The 14741-nt window shown below is 64.7% G+C and carries 17 protein-coding genes; 9 read left to right on the top strand and 8 right to left on the bottom strand.

Annotated features, from left to right (window positions below; translation table 11 throughout):
- Nucleotides 1-90 precede the first annotated feature (90 nt).
- The 4 genes from dcd to ACZ1JW_RS06645 are packed head-to-tail and all read right to left on the bottom strand — an operon-like array spanning nt 91 to nt 2320.
- A complete protein-coding gene (dcd, locus tag ACZ1JW_RS06660; RefSeq protein ID WP_465124299.1) occupies nt 91-645 on the bottom strand; it encodes a dCTP deaminase in 555 nt (184 codons plus the stop codon).
- 19 nt (nt 646-664) lie between these two features.
- Nucleotides 665-1099: a cytidine deaminase gene (locus tag ACZ1JW_RS06655; RefSeq protein WP_465124300.1), complete on the bottom strand. Its 435-nt coding sequence runs from the start codon at nt 1097-1099 to the stop codon at nt 665-667.
- Nucleotides 1096-1806, bottom strand: coding sequence for a glycoside hydrolase family 25 protein (locus tag ACZ1JW_RS06650; protein ID WP_465124301.1), 711 nt, complete (start codon nt 1804-1806; stop codon nt 1096-1098). Before ACZ1JW_RS06650 ends, ACZ1JW_RS06655 begins: the two co-directional genes overlap by 4 nt.
- A gap of 31 nt (nt 1807-1837) precedes the next feature.
- The gene (locus ACZ1JW_RS06645) at nt 1838-2320 is read right to left on the bottom strand and encodes a UPF0262 family protein (protein ID WP_465124302.1); all 483 of its coding nucleotides are present in this window, start codon (nt 2318-2320) and stop codon (nt 1838-1840) included.
- A gap of 117 nt (nt 2321-2437) precedes the next feature.
- Here ACZ1JW_RS06645 and ACZ1JW_RS06640 point away from each other — a divergent pair, with 117 nt between their 5' ends.
- Together ACZ1JW_RS06640 and rpoZ are read left to right on the top strand one after the other, a co-directional pair.
- Complete coding sequence (locus ACZ1JW_RS06640; RefSeq protein WP_465142406.1) at nt 2438-3952, top strand: replicative DNA helicase; 1515 nt, start codon at nt 2438-2440, stop codon at nt 3950-3952.
- A 90-nt stretch (nt 3953-4042) separates the two neighbouring features.
- The gene (gene rpoZ / locus ACZ1JW_RS06635; RefSeq protein WP_039333165.1) at nt 4043-4387 is read left to right on the top strand and encodes a DNA-directed RNA polymerase subunit omega; all 345 of its coding nucleotides are present in this window, start codon (nt 4043-4045) and stop codon (nt 4385-4387) included.
- Between the two features lie 250 nt (nt 4388-4637).
- Here rpoZ and ACZ1JW_RS06630 read toward each other — a convergent pair whose 3' ends face one another.
- Together ACZ1JW_RS06630 and ACZ1JW_RS06625 are read right to left on the bottom strand one after the other, a co-directional pair.
- Nucleotides 4638-5021, bottom strand: a complete 384-nt coding sequence (locus tag ACZ1JW_RS06630) for a nuclear transport factor 2 family protein (protein ID WP_465142405.1) — start codon at nt 5019-5021, stop codon at nt 4638-4640.
- A gap of 76 nt (nt 5022-5097) precedes the next feature.
- Nucleotides 5098-5796: a dienelactone hydrolase family protein gene (locus ACZ1JW_RS06625; RefSeq protein ID WP_465142404.1), complete on the bottom strand. Its 699-nt coding sequence runs from the start codon at nt 5794-5796 to the stop codon at nt 5098-5100.
- 116 nt (nt 5797-5912) lie between these two features.
- Here ACZ1JW_RS06625 and ACZ1JW_RS06620 point away from each other — a divergent pair, with 116 nt between their 5' ends.
- The 7 genes from ACZ1JW_RS06620 (at nt 5913) to ACZ1JW_RS06590 (ending at nt 13229) form a co-directional block, all read left to right on the top strand.
- Nucleotides 5913-6176: a DUF6489 family protein gene (locus ACZ1JW_RS06620; protein WP_465126432.1), complete on the top strand. Its 264-nt coding sequence runs from the start codon at nt 5913-5915 to the stop codon at nt 6174-6176.
- Nucleotides 6177-6207: 31 nt separating this feature from the next.
- Nucleotides 6208-7506, top strand: coding sequence for a tRNA uridine-5-carboxymethylaminomethyl(34) synthesis GTPase MnmE (gene mnmE, locus ACZ1JW_RS06615; protein WP_465142403.1), 1299 nt, complete (start codon nt 6208-6210; stop codon nt 7504-7506).
- Nucleotides 7507-7691: 185 nt separating this feature from the next.
- On the top strand, nt 7692-9539 hold the full coding sequence (gene mnmG, locus ACZ1JW_RS06610; protein WP_465142402.1) for a tRNA uridine-5-carboxymethylaminomethyl(34) synthesis enzyme MnmG: 1848 nt from the start codon (nt 7692-7694) through the stop codon (nt 9537-9539).
- Nucleotides 9536-10213 (top strand): 16S rRNA (guanine(527)-N(7))-methyltransferase RsmG, encoded by a 678-nt coding sequence (gene rsmG, locus ACZ1JW_RS06605; protein ID WP_465142401.1) that lies wholly within the window; start codon nt 9536-9538, stop codon nt 10211-10213. The genes mnmG and rsmG overlap by 4 nt, the downstream gene beginning before the upstream one ends.
- A complete protein-coding gene (locus tag ACZ1JW_RS06600; RefSeq protein ID WP_465124308.1) occupies nt 10210-10986 on the top strand; it encodes a ParA family protein in 777 nt (258 codons plus the stop codon). Before rsmG ends, ACZ1JW_RS06600 begins: the two co-directional genes overlap by 4 nt.
- Nucleotides 10983-11924, top strand: a complete 942-nt coding sequence (locus tag ACZ1JW_RS06595) for a ParB/RepB/Spo0J family partition protein (RefSeq protein ID WP_465142400.1) — start codon at nt 10983-10985, stop codon at nt 11922-11924. The genes ACZ1JW_RS06600 and ACZ1JW_RS06595 overlap by 4 nt, the downstream gene beginning before the upstream one ends.
- A 150-nt stretch (nt 11925-12074) precedes the next feature.
- Nucleotides 12075-13229, top strand: a complete 1155-nt coding sequence (locus tag ACZ1JW_RS06590) for an acyl-CoA dehydrogenase family protein (protein ID WP_465124310.1) — start codon at nt 12075-12077, stop codon at nt 13227-13229.
- Nucleotides 13230-13339: 110 nt separating this feature from the next.
- Here the strand turns inward: ACZ1JW_RS06590 and ACZ1JW_RS06585 are convergent, their stop codons facing one another.
- Both ACZ1JW_RS06585 and ACZ1JW_RS06580 read right to left on the bottom strand, forming a co-directional pair.
- A complete protein-coding gene (locus tag ACZ1JW_RS06585; protein WP_465142399.1) occupies nt 13340-14086 on the bottom strand; it encodes a glycine zipper 2TM domain-containing protein in 747 nt (248 codons plus the stop codon).
- Between the two features lie 110 nt (nt 14087-14196).
- A complete protein-coding gene (locus tag ACZ1JW_RS06580) occupies nt 14197-14679 on the bottom strand; it encodes a GAF domain-containing protein (protein ID WP_465142398.1) in 483 nt (160 codons plus the stop codon).
- Nucleotides 14680-14741 lie beyond the last annotated feature (62 nt).

The raw sequence follows: 14741 nt of genomic DNA, 5'->3' as shown, positions 1-14741 counted from the left end.
CCGGAAAGGCGGCGCAGGGTCGTCAGGTGCGATGGCGGCGAGAGGTTGTGGGCCCCGGCCTGCGCCGGGGTAACGGTGGGGGAGTAGTTGTCAGAGGCGCGGCAGCGTCACCCCGCGCTGGCCCATGTATTTGCCGGCGCGGTCGGCGTAGCTGACTTCGCAGGGTTCGTTGCCCTGCAGGAACAGGAACTGGCACGCGCCCTCGTTGGCGTAGATCTTGGCGGGCAGCGGCGTGGTGTTCGAAAATTCGAGCGTGACGTGGCCTTCCCAGCCGGGTTCGAGCGGCGTGACGTTCACGATGATGCCGCAGCGGGCATATGTGCTCTTGCCGAGGCAGATCACCAGCACATCGCGCGGCACGCGGAAGTATTCGACCGTGCGGGCCAGCGCGAAGGAATTGGGCGGGATCACGCAGACGTCGGTCTCGCGGTCGACCAGGCTGGCGCCGTCGAAGTTCTTGGGGTCCACCACCGCGGAATCGACGTTGGTGAAAATCTTGAACTCGCGCGCGACGCGGGCGTCGTAGCCGTAGGACGAGAGGCCGTAGCTGATGCAGCCATCGCGGCGCTGGTTCTCGACGAAAGGCTCGATCATGCCCTCGTTCAGCGCCTTTTCGCGGATCCACTTGTCGGAAAGAATGGCCAATTGATGTCCCCAGATATCGTCAGGCGAGATTGGCGGGGCCGAAGGCGTTGGGCAAGAGTACCGAGAGGCGCATTTCCACGACTTCCTGCGCGCCGACGCAGATCACCAGCGGATCGGTGCCACCCAATGCCGCCAGTTCGTTCAGCACCTGTCGGCAGCGGCCGCAAGGGCTGATCGCAGCTTCCACCGCGCCACCCATGCCTCCGAGTACCGCCACGGCGAGCAATCCGCCGCGCCGTCCGGCATGGGAGGCGATGGATGCGGCCACGGTTTCGGCGCAGAGCGAAAGGCCGTAGCTGGCGTTCTCGAAGTTCGCGCCGGTGACGATTGCGCCATCATCGAACAGCAGCGCCGCGCCGACGTGGAAGCCCGAGTAGGGCGCGTAAGCCGTGTCCATCGCGCGACGCGCGGCGGCGATCAGGTCTTCGCGAAGCTCGGCCACGAGGTCGGTCATTGTTGCACCACCACCCAGTGCAGCGGCGTATTGGCTGCGTCCAGCCGCAGACGGTCGCTCGCGGTCCACATCACCCATGGCCTGCCGGCATAGGCGGGCTCGAGGTAATCCTGTTCGACCCAGATGTTGCGGTCGATCCGGGCGGCGAGATGGTACTGCTTTTCGAGTGCGCGGGACACCATGAGGATCACCGGCTTTTCGGCGTGCTTTTCCACCTGGTTGAGGAACGTGGTCAGCTCGCTCTGCATCTGTGCTTCGCCGGGGACCTGCGGGCAGGTGCGCGAATCGATGTCGAAGCGGATCGCGGGCGGCAGCAGGTCTTTGTCGCGCGGGACGACGGTGACAAAGTTCGCCGCCTGAGCATCTGCGGGCGCGCATAGGTCATAGACGTGGACTGCGCCGACCTGCATGCCCCGCTCGCGCGCGGCGATCAGGCCATCGGCAAAGGCGGTGTCGCGTGTCGAGATACCTTCGCTGGCAGTCAGATAGGCGAAATCGGCCCCGGCAGCGCGCAGCAGGCGCCAGTCGACAGCGCCGCTGTCATCGCTCAGCCAGACGCCCTGCACGGGATAGTCGCGCCGGTCGGGCATCCAGGTGCGCGCCTTCCACCAGCCGATGCCGAGGCCGACGAGGACCACCAGCAGCAGGGCGGCCAGCAGGCGCCTGCGCCCCGTATGCGGGCGGGCAGTGTTCCGTTTCTTCGGCATGATGAGATTCGCTTGGGACCCGAGTTCTGATTCAGCCCCTGATATGCAGCACGCAGATCAGGGTAAAGAGGCGTCTGGCGGTGGGAAAATCCGTCTCGATCTTGCCTTCGAGGCGTTCGAGCAGGGTGTCGGCGGCATCGTTGTGGATGCCGCGTCGGGCCATGTCGATCGTCTCGATCTCGGCTGCGGTCGCCTTGCGGATGGCCTGATAGTAGCTGTCGCAGATGGCGAAATACTCGCGGATCGGACGGCGGAACCGGCCAAGGCCGAGAATCACGGTTTCAAGCGGAGCGCCGCCATCGTCCGAGACCGCCAGCACGAGCCGCCCGTCATCAACCGAAAGTTTGAGCCGGTAAGGCCCTTCGTGCCCAGCCTCAAACGCGCGCAGCGGCTTGAACGTGTTTTCCTCGATCAGGTCGAAAATGGCGATGCGCCGCTCCTGCTCGATATCGGCGTTGCGCCAGATGATCGTCGCTTCGTCCAGCTCGATATGCGAGATGCGCGGGTCTGCCATTGGGCTTTCTGTGTTGCAGACGCGTGGGGCGCGGGCAAGGGTTTTGGCCACTCGGTCCCCGCTATCCACAGGGGCGATGCATTGCCGGATCGGGCCGCTTCGGGCACTATGCAAAGCATGTCCGCCAGCGAAGCCATTCTCACCCGCGAACCGTCAGAGATTCGTGCGCTCCCCTCAAACGTGGAAGCCGAAGCGGCGTTTCTGGGCGCGGTGCTGATCGACAACCGCATCCTTGAAGAACTGCAGACCCCGCTCAAGCCCGAGCACTTCTTCGCCGCAGTCCATGGCCGCGTGTTCGAACGCATCCAGGCGCTGATCGATCGCAAGGCGGTGGTCACGCCGGTCACGCTCAAGCCCTATTTCGAGACCGACGAAGGCCTCAAGGAACTGGGCGGCACCGCCTATCTGGCGCGGCTGACCTCGGACGGGCAGGGCCTGCTCAATCCGCGCGAGCTGGCCGAGCAGATCTATGACCTGGCACTTTTGCGCGAGCTGATCTCGGTCGGGCGCAACCTTGTCGAAGGTGCGCTCGATACCAGCGATTCGGTCGCCCCGCTCGAACAGGTGGAGAAGGCCGAAGCCGCGCTCTATTCCGTGGCCGAAGGTGCGCAGACCGGCAGCGAAGCGCAGAGCTTTGCGCAGGCCACGCGCGCCTCGCTCGAGATGATCGAGAAGGCGCTGCTTTCAGGCGGCCACATTTCGGGCAAGACCACGGGCCTGACCTCGGTAAACGAGAAGATCGGCGGCCTGCACGATTCCGACCTTATCATCCTTGCCGGACGCCCGGGCATGGGCAAGACCTCGCTCGTCACCAACATCGCATTCAACGCGGCCGACCGGCTGCGGCGCGATCTGGCCGACGGCATTGCGCTTAAGGATTCGGTGGGGGCAGGGGTCGCCTTCTTCAGCCTGGAAATGAGCGCGGACCAGCTCGCCACGCGTATCCTGGCCGAGCAATCGGGCATCAGCTCCGAATCGCTGCGCATGGGCCGCATCAGCCGCGAGGATTTCCAGCAGCTGTCCTTCGCCAGCCAGCGCCTGGCCGAACTGCCGCTCTATATCGACGATACCCCGGCGCTGACCATCGGCAGCCTTCGCGCCCGCGCGCGCCGGTTGAAGCGCCGCCACGACATCGGCCTGATCATCGTCGACTACCTTCAGCTGCTGCAGGGGTCCGGCCGCAGCGACAACCGCGTCAACGAAATCTCGGAAATTTCGCGTGGGCTCAAGACCCTGGCCAAGGAACTCTCGGTCCCGGTGATCGCACTTTCGCAGCTCAGCCGTGCGGTGGAACAGCGCGACGACAAGCGCCCGATGCTCTCGGACCTGCGCGAATCGGGCTCGATCGAGCAGGACGCCGACATGGTCTGGTTCGTGTTCCGCGAGGACTATTACGTCGCCGCCAAGGAACCCAAGGTTCCGCAAGGGAATGACGATTCGAAGATCCAGGAAGCCCACGCCGCGTGGCAGGCCGAAATGGAGCGGGTCTATGGCCTTGCCGAACTGATCGTCGCAAAACAGCGCCACGGCTCGACCGGCAAGGTCCGCCTGCGCTTCGAAGCCCGCATCACCCGGTTCAGCGACCTTGCGCCTGACGACATGCGCGCAGCCTATGGCGGCGGGGACGACTGAGTCGGACGCCACGCGCGAATCCTTGACTTTTCCACACCCCCGGCCTAGCTGCCGTCCTTTCCGTAATTCTCAAGTGATTGGAGTGCCCTGATGGCGCGCGTTACCGTCGAAGATTGCGTCGACAAGGTTCCCAACCGTTTCGATCTGGTCCTGCTGGCCGCCGAACGCGCCCGCGCGATTTCGGGCGGTGCCGAACTCACCGTCGATCGTGACCGCGACAAGAACCCGGTCGTCGCCCTGCGCGAGATCGCCGAAGAGACCGTGCGTCCTGCCGTGCTCAAGGAAAACGTGATCCAGTCGCTCCAGCGCGTGCTGCCTGACGATGATGATGAAGTCGATGAAATCGGCTCGCTGTCGCAGTCGGCCGAAGCGCTGCGCATCACCGCTGCGGCACCGGTGCGCAACACCTCGCTGGGTGCTGATTACGACGGCTGATTTTGTCGGCTGATCAATGGCTTAGAATAGGCCCGCAGTTCGCGCTGCGGGCTTTTTTCGTTTCTCGCAGAGACGCAGAGAAACAGGGAGATCGCAGAGAGGTTGCGCCTGGCCGTCAGGCCGCTCGACTTACGGTCATTTCATCCAAGCCGCGACACATGAAATTCAACGCGGTTTCACCACAGGAGCGCCTTCTCTGCGCTCTTCTTTCCCTCTGCGTCTCTGCGAGAAACCCTAAACACGCAACCGCTCAGGTGTTCTCCAGCCGCTCGGCCATCAGCTGCCAAACCTTGTTGATCGCCTTCAAGGGCCGGACCATGACCTTGAAATCGACGATGCGGCCTTCGAGGTCGAAGCGGATCAGGTCGATGCCGTTGACGCGCACGTCTTCCATCTCGCACTCGAATTCGAGGCAGGCCTCGGGGCCGTCGACCAGCTCGCGCACATAGCGGAAGGTGCCGTTGCCGAAGACCTGGCCTGCAGCGGTGAGATACATCAGCACCTTTTCGCGCCCCGCTTGCGGGGTGTGAACGACGGGAGAATGGAACACGGCGTCATCGGCGACGAGTTCCTCGAGCAGCGTGATATCTCCGCTGATCATGTACCGGTGCCATGCTGCGAGGCCGAGTTTCATGCGCTTCTCCCGTTGTTCTTCTTGTGGTTAGGGCAGGGGCGTTGCGCGGGCATTGATCCCGCGCAACGCCGAAGACTTAGCCGAGGTGCTGCGCGAAGAAATCGCGCGTGCGGCGGTCAGCAAGCTGCGCGCCTTCCTCGTCGCGGCGGTCGCCCATCTCGGCCGCAAAGCCGTGATCCAGGCCCTCGTAATCGTAGAGCGTCACCTTGGGGTGCGGATCGAGCCCGTCGTGGATCGCCTTCTGCGCTTCGGGGCCAACGAAGTGGTCGGCGGTCGGAATGTGCAGCATCAGCGGATTGGCGATGGCGTGCGATTCGTTCAGCATCTGGTCGATCATCACGCCGTAATAGCCGACCGAAGCATCGATATCGGTGCGCGCCGCCGCCATGTAGGCCATGCGTCCGCCCAGGCAGAAGCCGACGAGGCCGACCTTGTCGATGCCTTCGTAGCCGCGCAGGAAACGGATTGCCGCCTCGATGTCCTTGATACCCTTGTCAGGATCGTACTGGCCGAAATAGCCAAAGGCTTCCTGCATCTGCTCCGGCACATCGGGATCGAGTTCGACGCCGGGAGCAAAGCGCCAGAAGATGTCGGGCGCGAGCGCCATGTAGCCCTGATCGGCCCAGGCCTCACACTTGTGACGGATACCGGGATTCACTCCGAAGATCTCCGGGATGACGATGATCGCCGCGCGGATCGGACCGTCCGGCGTTGCGAGATAGCCCGGTATATCCCCTTCGCCGTCGAGTGCTGCAAATGTGATCTTCTCGCCCATGTCGTTCATCCTGCGATTCAATGGAGTTGGTCTGGATCCATGTTGGCCCTGCCCATGGACTTTGCCAAGCGTGCATGACAGTCTTGCAAGCCAAGCGGATGCCGGGAGAGGCGCACATGAAAGTCACCGTCGAAGTCGATTGCACGCCAGAAGAGGCCCGCCGGTTCCTCGGGCTGCCCGATGTCTCGAAGGCGAACGACGTCTATGTCGAAAGCGTCGCCAAGGCGATGCAGGGCGCGGGCAGTCTCGATCAGTTGCAGAGCTTCGCCAAGCAGGTCGCGCCGATGGGCGAGATCGGGCTTAAGCTGTTCCAGAACTTCATGGAGCAGGGCGGTCTCGGTGCGATGACCGGGTCGGGTTCCAAGAAGCCGAAGGACTGACGCTCTTCCAATGATCGTGTAGGGGAGGGGCGTGACCGATACGATCTTCGCCCTCTCCTCCGGCCCACCACCCGCGGGCATTTCCGTCATCCGCATCAGCGGCCCGCAGGCAGGGGCGGCGCTTGAGGCGCTTTCGGGCAAGTTGCCCACGCCGCGCCGCGCGACGCTGGCGACGCTGGCTGATCCGCGCGACGACACACACCTCGACCGGACGATGGTGCTATGGCTGCCCGGTCCCGGCACGGCGACGGGCGAGGACAGCGCGGAACTGCATCTGCATGGCGGGCGTGCTGTTGTTGCAGCGGTGGAAGCGGCGATTGGGCGCTTGCCCGGTTTGCGGCGTGCGCAGGCCGGGGAGTTTACCCGCCGCGCATTTGCCAATGGGCGGATCGATCTGGCCGAGGCCGAGGGGCTGGCCGACCTGCTTTCTGCCGAGACCGAACTGCAACGCCGCGCTGCGCTGGCGATGGCCGAGGGTGCGCTTTCACGTGAAACGGACCGCTGGCGTAATGCCTTGCTGGGCATTTCGGCGAAGCTGGAGGCGGCTCTGGATTTTTCCGACGAGGATGATGTCTGGGCGGGACAAGACTCGCTTCCGCCGGGATTTGCTGCGGACTGCGCGGCGCTGGCGCAAGACCTCGAAGCATGGCTCACCCGCCCGCGCGCTGAGCCGCTGAAGGAGGGCTTTCGTGTGGTCCTGGCGGGTCCGCCCAATGCGGGGAAGTCGACCCTGTTCAACGCGCTCGTGCAGCAGGAAGCCGCGATCACCGCTGCGGAGCCCGGGACGACCCGCGATGTCCTGACCTTCGCCGCCTCGCTCGATGGCGTACCGTTCACCTTCGTTGATACCGCTGGTCTGCGCGACGAAGGCGCGGGCGAAATCGAGCGGATCGGCATTGCCCGCGCGCGGGCGGCGGCGGAGAAGGCGGACCTGATCCTGTGGCTGGGGCCTGAAGGGGAGGGGCCGGAGGGACGGGCGTTGTGGGAAGTGGCTGCGCGCTCGGATGATGCCAGTGCACCGCGCAAGTCGGATGCAGCCTTGCAGCTATCGGCACGCACGGGCGAGGGGATGGCGCAACTGCGTGAGGCGTTGATCGCGCATGCCCGGAAGTCCTTGCCTGCTCCTGGGGAGGCCGCCCTCAACCAGCGGCAGCATGAGCGACTTGGGCAAGTGGCGGCGGCGCTCGATCAGGCGCAGCGTGAGAGTGATCCCTTGCTGGCGGCGGAGAACCTGCGCCTCGCGCGCATTGCGCTTGATGCGCTGGTTGGGCGGGCGAGCACGGAGGACATGCTGGATGCACTGTTCGGGCGGTTCTGCATCGGGAAGTAGGTGTTTCACGTGGAACATCTACTTCGTCATTCCCGCAAAGGCGGGAATCCAAGTAGGTCGGCGCGTGAACATGGATTCCCGCCTTCGCGGGAATGACGAAGTGGTGGTGGGGGACGGCGTGTTTCACGTGAAACACTCTATCTGAAACTTTGACGCGAATCTTCAACTCGCGTATCGCGCTGCTCATGCACCAGTTCGATATCATCGTGGTCGGCGGCGGACATGCCGGCGTCGAGGCGGCGGCCGTTGCGGCGCGGATGGGCGCGCGCACGGCGCTGGTTTCGTTCGATCCGACAACAGTCGGGGCGATGAGCTGCAACCCGGCCATTGGCGGACTCGGCAAGGGCCATCTGGTGCGCGAGGTCGATGCCTTTGATGGACTGATCGCGCGCGCGGCAGATGCGGGCGCGATCCACTACCGGATGCTCAACCGCTCCAAGGGCAGCGCCGTGCAGGGGCCGCGCGTTCAGGCCGACCGCAAGCGCTTCAAGGCGGCGATCCAGCGGATGATTGCCGCGCAGCCGAATCTGACCGTCGTTGGGGGAGAGGCGGCTGCGCTTCATTTGGAGCAGGGACGCGTCGCCGGGATCGACCTCGCCGATGGCTCGCGGCTCTCGGGAAGGGCGGTCGTGCTATGCACCGGCACATTCCTTGGCGGGCGGCTGTTCCGGGGTGAGGAACGCATGGACGGCGGACGCATCGGCGAGGACTCTGCGCATCGTCTGGCGCAGCAGTTGCGCACGGCGGACCTGCCGATGGCGCGGCTCAAGACCGGGACGCCACCGCGTATCGATGGGCGCACCATCGACTGGGCACGTTTGCCCGAGCAGCCGAGCGATGCCGATCCCTGGACGATGTCTCCGCTGACCAAGGCGCGGCCACTGCCGCAAGTGTTCTGCGCCATCGCCCGCACCAACGAGCGGACGCACGACATCATCCGCGCAGGGCTTGACCGTTCGCCATTGTTCACCGGTGCGATTGGCGCGCAGGGTCCGCGCTATTGCCCCTCGATCGAGGACAAGATCCACCGCTTCGGCGACCGCGACGGACACCAGGTTTTCCTCGAGCCAGAAGGTCTCGACGACAGCACCGTCTATCCCAACGGTGTCTCGACCTCGCTGCCGACCGATGTGCAGGTGGCGATGATCCGTTCGATGGAAGGGCTGGAGCAGGCCGAGATCACCGTGCCGGGTTATGCCGTGGAGTACGACCATATCGATCCGCGCGCGCTCAATCGCGGGCTGGAGGTGAAGGCGATACCCGGCCTCTATTGCGCCGGTCAGATCAACGGAACGACGGGGTACGAGGAGGCCGCAGCCCAGGGGCTGGTCGCGGGGATGCATGCCGCGGCTGCCGGACTGGGCCGCGAAGCCCCCGAGCTGGACCGCGCCAACTCCTACATGGCGGTGATGATCGATGACCTGACGCTGCATGGCGTGAGCGAGCCTTATCGTATGCTCACCGCCCGCGCCGAATACCGCCTGCGGCTACGCGCCAACAATGCCTCGACGCGGTTGACGCCGGTCGGGCTGGCGGTGGGCTGCATCGGTGCAGAGCGGAGGCAGTGGTTCGAGGATCGGCTTGCTCAGCGTGAGCGACTGGAAGACTTGCTCGCGCAGGAGGCTACGCCGACTGAACTGAACCGGGCGGAGATGCCGGTCCGCGCCGATGGTTCGCGGCGCTCGCTCAAGGAATGGCTGCGCTTTCCCGAGGTCACGCTGGACACGCTTCAGCCTTGGATTGGGGACGAGCGCTTCGATCCGCTGCTGGCCGAAGAGGTCGAGGAGGACGCCGCTTACGCGCCCTATCTCGCACGGCAGGATGCCGAGCTTCGCGATCTGCGCGCATCGGACAGCGTGCCGCTTGGCGCAGGCTTTCCCTTTGGCGAAGTGCCGGGCCTGTCGCGCGAGATGGTCGAGAGGCTGGAGAAGGCGCAGCCCGATACGCTTGCCGCTGCGGGACGGATCGCGGGGATCACACCTGCGGCGCTGGCCAGCCTGCTGGTCCATGCGCGGCGGAGGCTGGCGGCATGAGCGTGTTGGTGACCGAGGCCGAAGCACAGGACTGGCTCCGCAACGTTCTGCAGGTCGATGACGCCGGGATTGAGCGCCTGTCGCGGCTCGTCTCACTGCTGTTCGAAGAGAACGAGCGGCAGAACCTTGTCGCGCGCGGGACGCTGCCGCACGTCTGGGTACGCCACATCGTCGACTCGGCGCAGCTGCTCCATGTTTCACGTGAAACACTCCCTGAAGGGGAATGGCTCGATCTCGGGACTGGAGCCGGTTTCCCTGGGCTGGTGGTCGCCGCACTTCAACCGGAACGCCCGGTCAAGCTCGTGGACTCGCGCCGACTGCGGACGGAGTGGCTTCAGCGCTGTGCTGATGCCCTCGGTTTGGAGCGCGTGCGTGTCGTCCTTTCGCGAGTCGAAGATCTCCCTGACGGTCCGCATGCCGTGATCTCGGCGCGCGCGTTTGCGCCATTGGACAAATTGGTTACGCTTTCCGCCCGCTTTTCCACACCCGACACGGTCTGGCTGTTGCCGAAAGGGGCAGGGGCACCGCATGAATTGCAGGTGCTCCCCGACTCATGGAATCACCTGTTCCACGTGGAACAATCCCTGACCGATGAGAATGCCGGGATCATCGTCGGGCGCCTGCTCGGCGGGAGCGCACCGCGAACGACGCAATCCAAAGGCAAGCGCAAATGATCACCGTCGCCGTTGCTAACCAGAAGGGTGGAGTGGGCAAGACCACCACCGCGATCAACATCGCGACGGCGCTGGCCGCGACGGGGTGGAAATCGCTGCTGATCGATCTCGATCCCCAGGGCAACTGCTCGACGGGCATCGGCATTTCATCGGGCGAGCGCGAGCGGTCTTCCTATGACTTGCTGATCGATCAGGCATCGGTTGCCGATTGCATGATGCCGACGCGCATTCCGGGGCTCGACATCGTGCCGGCGACGGTGGACCTTTCGGGCGCCGAAGTGGAACTGGTCAGCGTCGAAGACCGCACGCACCGTCTGCGCAAGGTGCTGACGGCTGAGACCGGGCACGACATCTGCCTGATCGACTGCCCGCCCTCGCTCGGGCTGCTGACGCTGAATGCGTTGACGGCAGCGGATTCGATCCTCGTTCCCCTGCAGTGCGAGTTCTTCGCGCTCGAAGGCCTGAGCCAGTTGTTGCAGACGGTCGAGCGGGTGCAGGAGCGGTTCAATCCCGATCTCGGCATCCTCGGCATCGTCCTGACCATGTACGACCGGCGCAACCGCCTGACCGACCAGGTGGCGGACGACGTGCGTTCGTGCCTGCGGGATCTGGTGTTCGAAAGCGTGATCCCGCGCAACGTGCGCCTGTCCGAAGCGCCGAGCCATGGGCTTCCCGCGCTGATCTATGACCATGCCTGCCCTGGATCGCAGGCCTACATGAAGCTGGCCCGCGAACTGATCGGCCGGCTGCCCGAACGGAGGATTGCGGCATGAGTGGCGACGAAGCAGTCAAGACACCGGCGCGCAGGACTGGGCTGGGTCGCGGACTCGGCGCGCTCATGGGCGAAGTCCGGCGGGAGGAGCCGATTGCGCGCATTTCGGTTTCTGGCGAGGAAGGCGCAGCGTCGCGCGATGGCGGTCTGGCGCTGCTGACTGTCGCCTCGATCGAACCGCATCCCGAACAGCCGCGCCGTCACTTCGATGAGGATGCGCTGGAGGAGCTGGCGCAGTCGATCGCGGCGCGCGGGGTGATACAGCCGGTCGTCGTGCGACCACTTGGCAGTGGGCGCTATCAGCTCGTCGCGGGCGAGCGGCGTTGGCGCGCGGCGCAGAAGGCGCGGGTTCACGAAATCCCGGCCATCGTGCGAAAGCTCGATGATCGCGATGTGGCGGCGCTCGCGCTGATCGAGAACCTGCAGCGCGAAGACCTGAACCCCGTGGAAGAAGCCCGCGCCTATCAGCGCCTCGCCGACAGTGAAGGGCTGACGCAGAACGACATCGCCAAGTTCGTCGACAAGTCGCGCAGCCATGTGGCGAACATGATGCGCCTGCTCGGGCTTCCGGATGACGTGCTCGACATGGTCGTGCGCAGCGAGCTGTCGATGGGCCATGCGCGGGCGCTGATCAATGCGCCCGATCCGGTCTCGCTCGCACGCGAAGTAATCGCCAAGGACCTGTCCGTGCGCGATACCGAGAAGCTCGCGCGCAAGGCAACGCGGCCCGAAGGCCAGCGGCGTCAGGCGCGTGCCGGCAAGGATTCCGTGGGCGCTGCAGATCTCGCCGCGATCGAGCAGCACCTCGAGGATTTCCTCGGGCTCAAGGTCACGATCCAGCCAGACTCCGATCCTACGACCGGTGCGGTGACGATTCGCTACAAGAATCTTGACCAGCTGGACCTGATCTGCGGCCGGTTGACCGGCGGAGACTTCTAAGCCTCTGGTCATAAAGGGATTTCATTGACGTCACGGCGTCATGTCTCCTGCACCAACGTACATTAATTGGTCGATTAAATATTCGTTGACCGGAACCGGGCTGTGCGCATAGGTTGGCGCGATAACAGTTCAAGACCGGAGAGATTGGCCATGTCGCTCGACCTGATCCCGCGCACTGCCTACAACGAAGACCACGAAGCCTTCCGCCAGACCGTCCGCCGCTTCCTGCAGGATGAGGTTGCCCCCCATTCGAACGAGTGGGCCGAAGCCGGGATCGTGCCCAAGAGCATCTGGCCCAAGGCGGGCGAACTCGGCATGCTGTGCCCGACCGTTCCGGAAGAATACGGCGGCCTTGGCCTCGACTTCGGCTACAACGCCATCGTCGACGAAGAGAGCGCCTATTACGGCCGCGTCGCCACGGGCTTCTCGCTGCAGTCCGACATCGTGGTCAACTACATCGTCTCCTACGGCTCGGAAGAGCAGAAGAAGAAGTGGCTGCCCAAGATGGTCTCGGGCGAGGTGATCACCGCCATTGCCATGACCGAACCGGGCACCGGCTCCGACCTTCAGGGCATGAAGACCACCGCCAAGAAGGACGGCAACCACTACGTGATCAACGGGTCGAAGACCTACATCACCAATGGCCAGAACGCCGACCTGATCCTGGTGTGCTGCAAGACCGACACCGAGGTGCAGCCGGCGTGGAAGGGCGTCTCGATCGTGCTGGTCGAAGCTGATCGCGAGGGCTTCAAGCGCGGCCGGAATCTCGACAAGATCGGCCAGGACGAGGCTGATACCTCGGAGCTGTTCTTCGAGGACGTGCGCGTTCCGATCACCAATTGCCTGGGCGAAGAGGGTAAGGGCTTCATCTACCTGATGAGCGAATTGCCGCAGGAGCGCCTGTCGATCGCCGTCAGCGCGCAGGCTTCGGCGCAGAAGGCGTTTGATGACACCGTGGAATTCACCCGCGAGCGCAAGGCCTTTGGCAAGCCGATCCTCGACTTCCAGAACACCCGCTTCACGCTGGCCGATCTCAAGACCAAGCTGCAGGTGGGCTGGGCGCACCTTGATTGGGCGCTGGCTCGTCATCTCAAGCGCGAACTGACTGCCGAGGAAGGCGCGGCGGCCAAGTTGTGGCACACTGAACTGCAGTGGGAAGTGATGGACAAGTGCCTCCAGCTCCACGGCGGTGCGGGCTACATGAACGAGTACGCGATTGCCCGCGCCTGGCGCGGAGCGCGCGTGACGCGCATCTTCGGCGGCACCAACGAGATCATGAAGGAGCTGATCGGGCGCAAGCTCTGAGGCTCAGGCTCGCAGAATTCCTGCTTTCGCGGGAATGACGAAGGTCGATTGTGAAAGGGCCCGCTCTCCGGATTGGAGGGCGGGCCCTTTCATTTGCGTGTTGGCGAGGTTCAGCCCGTATAGACGCGCTTTTCCTTGACCCGCTTTTCCTTGATGATCTTCGGGCGCGGCCGGATCACGCGGCTGCGGCGTGTTTCGACCCAGGTTTCGGTGACGACAGTGGTTTCCACGCACGGCTTCTGCGGCGGGAGCATGACCGGGACCATGACATAGCCGTAGGGCGCGTAGCCGGGGTAGTATCCGGGATAGGCTGCGCCCGGATACCCTTGCGGCGGGAGCGAGGCGAAGTAGTCGTCGCATTCGCGGCGCAGGCCCTTGTCTTCGGCCTTGTCGATCACATTGCCCGCGACGGCCCCGGCGACGGCTCCGACCGCCGTGCCGAGAACGCGGTCACCCTTGCCGGCGATGCGATTGCCCGCCACGCCGCCGAGCAAGCCACCCAGCACAGCGCCGCCCACGCCCTTGTCGCCATAGACCTTTGCGCAGCGCTCGTTCATTTCGGCCCAGCGCGGATCGGGCTGAGGGCGGTAGTTGTTCGGGCGATAGGCCTCTTGCGGTGGTGGTGGCGCATCGGGCATCGGCTGCGCCATGATGACCGTAGGGTAGGGCGCGCCGATCATCGGCGGGTAGTAGATCGGCCCCGAAGCGCCACCGTAATAGCCGCCCCCATAGGAACCTCCCTGGTATCCGCCCTGCCAGCTGCCGCCGACCTGACCGGAGTGGTGATAGTCCCCGGCCAGCGCGGGAGGGGACATGGCACCGAGCGCCAGCGCTGCGAGTGTTAGACGACGAAGCATGCGGTTTGCCCCAGATAAGGTTCGTTAACCGCAAACTTACCATCATGGCCCGCACAAAACCAAGGTTTCGGGCGCGGCTGAGTCCCGCCTGTCCCGAATCGGGGCAGGAATCAGATACGCGAGGCAATCGCCACAGCAAGAGCCTCGATTCCGCGCGCGTCTTCCGCGTCGAACCTTGCGGGCGAGGGGCTGTCGAGATCGATCACGGCGATCACCGCGCCATCGCGAATCACCGGCACGACGAGCTCGGAACGGCTTGCCGCATCGCAGGCAATGTGGCCGGGGAAGGCGTGGACGTCGGGGACCAGCTGCGTCTTCGCGGTTGCGGCAGCGGTGCCGCAGACGCCCGAGCCCAGCGCAATGCGGATGCAGGCGGGCTTGCCGATGAACGGTCCGAGGACGAGTTCGCCGCCGACCATGCGGTAAAAGCCCGCCCAGTTGAGATCGGGCAGGTACTCCCAGATCAGCGCAGCGAGATTCGCCATGTTGGCAACGCCATCGGGTTCGCCCTCGGTCAGGGCCTTGGCGGCAGCGAGGAGGTCGGCGTGGAGTTCGGCCTTCGGCTGGCCTTGCATGGGAGCGAATGTGAACATGGACAGCGCCTTAGCCCATCATCGCCCAAAAGTCGCGCCGCGCAACTTCATGCGGTCCGCCA

It is taken from the genome of Novosphingobium sp. BL-A-28-Hi1-0D (genome assembly GCF_055521755.1).
Note: the sequence above shows the minus strand (reverse complement) of the source record. Positions and strands in the feature narration are given on the sequence as shown.

What these genes read in the sequence shown, in the direction of transcription:
- ACZ1JW_RS06590 (WP_465124310.1), top strand. Translation starts at nt 12,075, where the DNA reads ATGTCGCTCGACCTGATCCCGCGCACTGCCTACAACGAAGACCACGAA.
- ACZ1JW_RS06600 (WP_465124308.1), top strand. Translation starts at nt 10,210, where the DNA reads ATGATCACCGTCGCCGTTGCTAACCAGAAGGGTGGAGTGGGCAAGACC.
- ACZ1JW_RS06655 (WP_465124300.1), bottom strand. Translation starts at nt 1,099, where the DNA reads ATGACCGACCTCGTGGCCGAGCTTCGCGAAGACCTGATCGCCGCCGCG.
- ACZ1JW_RS06620 (WP_465126432.1), top strand. Translation starts at nt 5,913, where the DNA reads ATGAAAGTCACCGTCGAAGTCGATTGCACGCCAGAAGAGGCCCGCCGG.
- ACZ1JW_RS06580 (WP_465142398.1), bottom strand. Translation starts at nt 14,679, where the DNA reads ATGTTCACATTCGCTCCCATGCAAGGCCAGCCGAAGGCCGAACTCCAC.
- ACZ1JW_RS06645 (WP_465124302.1), bottom strand. Translation starts at nt 2,320, where the DNA reads ATGGCAGACCCGCGCATCTCGCATATCGAGCTGGACGAAGCGACGATC.
- ACZ1JW_RS06625 (WP_465142404.1), bottom strand. Translation starts at nt 5,796, where the DNA reads ATGGGCGAGAAGATCACATTTGCAGCACTCGACGGCGAAGGGGATATA.
- rpoZ (WP_039333165.1), top strand. Translation starts at nt 4,043, where the DNA reads ATGGCGCGCGTTACCGTCGAAGATTGCGTCGACAAGGTTCCCAACCGT.
- ACZ1JW_RS06650 (WP_465124301.1), bottom strand. Translation starts at nt 1,806, where the DNA reads ATGCCGAAGAAACGGAACACTGCCCGCCCGCATACGGGGCGCAGGCGC.
- ACZ1JW_RS06585 (WP_465142399.1), bottom strand. Translation starts at nt 14,086, where the DNA reads ATGCTTCGTCGTCTAACACTCGCAGCGCTGGCGCTCGGTGCCATGTCC.
- ACZ1JW_RS06630 (WP_465142405.1), bottom strand. Translation starts at nt 5,021, where the DNA reads ATGAAACTCGGCCTCGCAGCATGGCACCGGTACATGATCAGCGGAGAT.
- rsmG (WP_465142401.1), top strand. Translation starts at nt 9,536, where the DNA reads ATGAGCGTGTTGGTGACCGAGGCCGAAGCACAGGACTGGCTCCGCAAC.
- ACZ1JW_RS06595 (WP_465142400.1), top strand. Translation starts at nt 10,983, where the DNA reads ATGAGTGGCGACGAAGCAGTCAAGACACCGGCGCGCAGGACTGGGCTG.
- mnmG (WP_465142402.1), top strand. Translation starts at nt 7,692, where the DNA reads ATGCACCAGTTCGATATCATCGTGGTCGGCGGCGGACATGCCGGCGTC.
- ACZ1JW_RS06640 (WP_465142406.1), top strand. Translation starts at nt 2,438, where the DNA reads ATGTCCGCCAGCGAAGCCATTCTCACCCGCGAACCGTCAGAGATTCGT.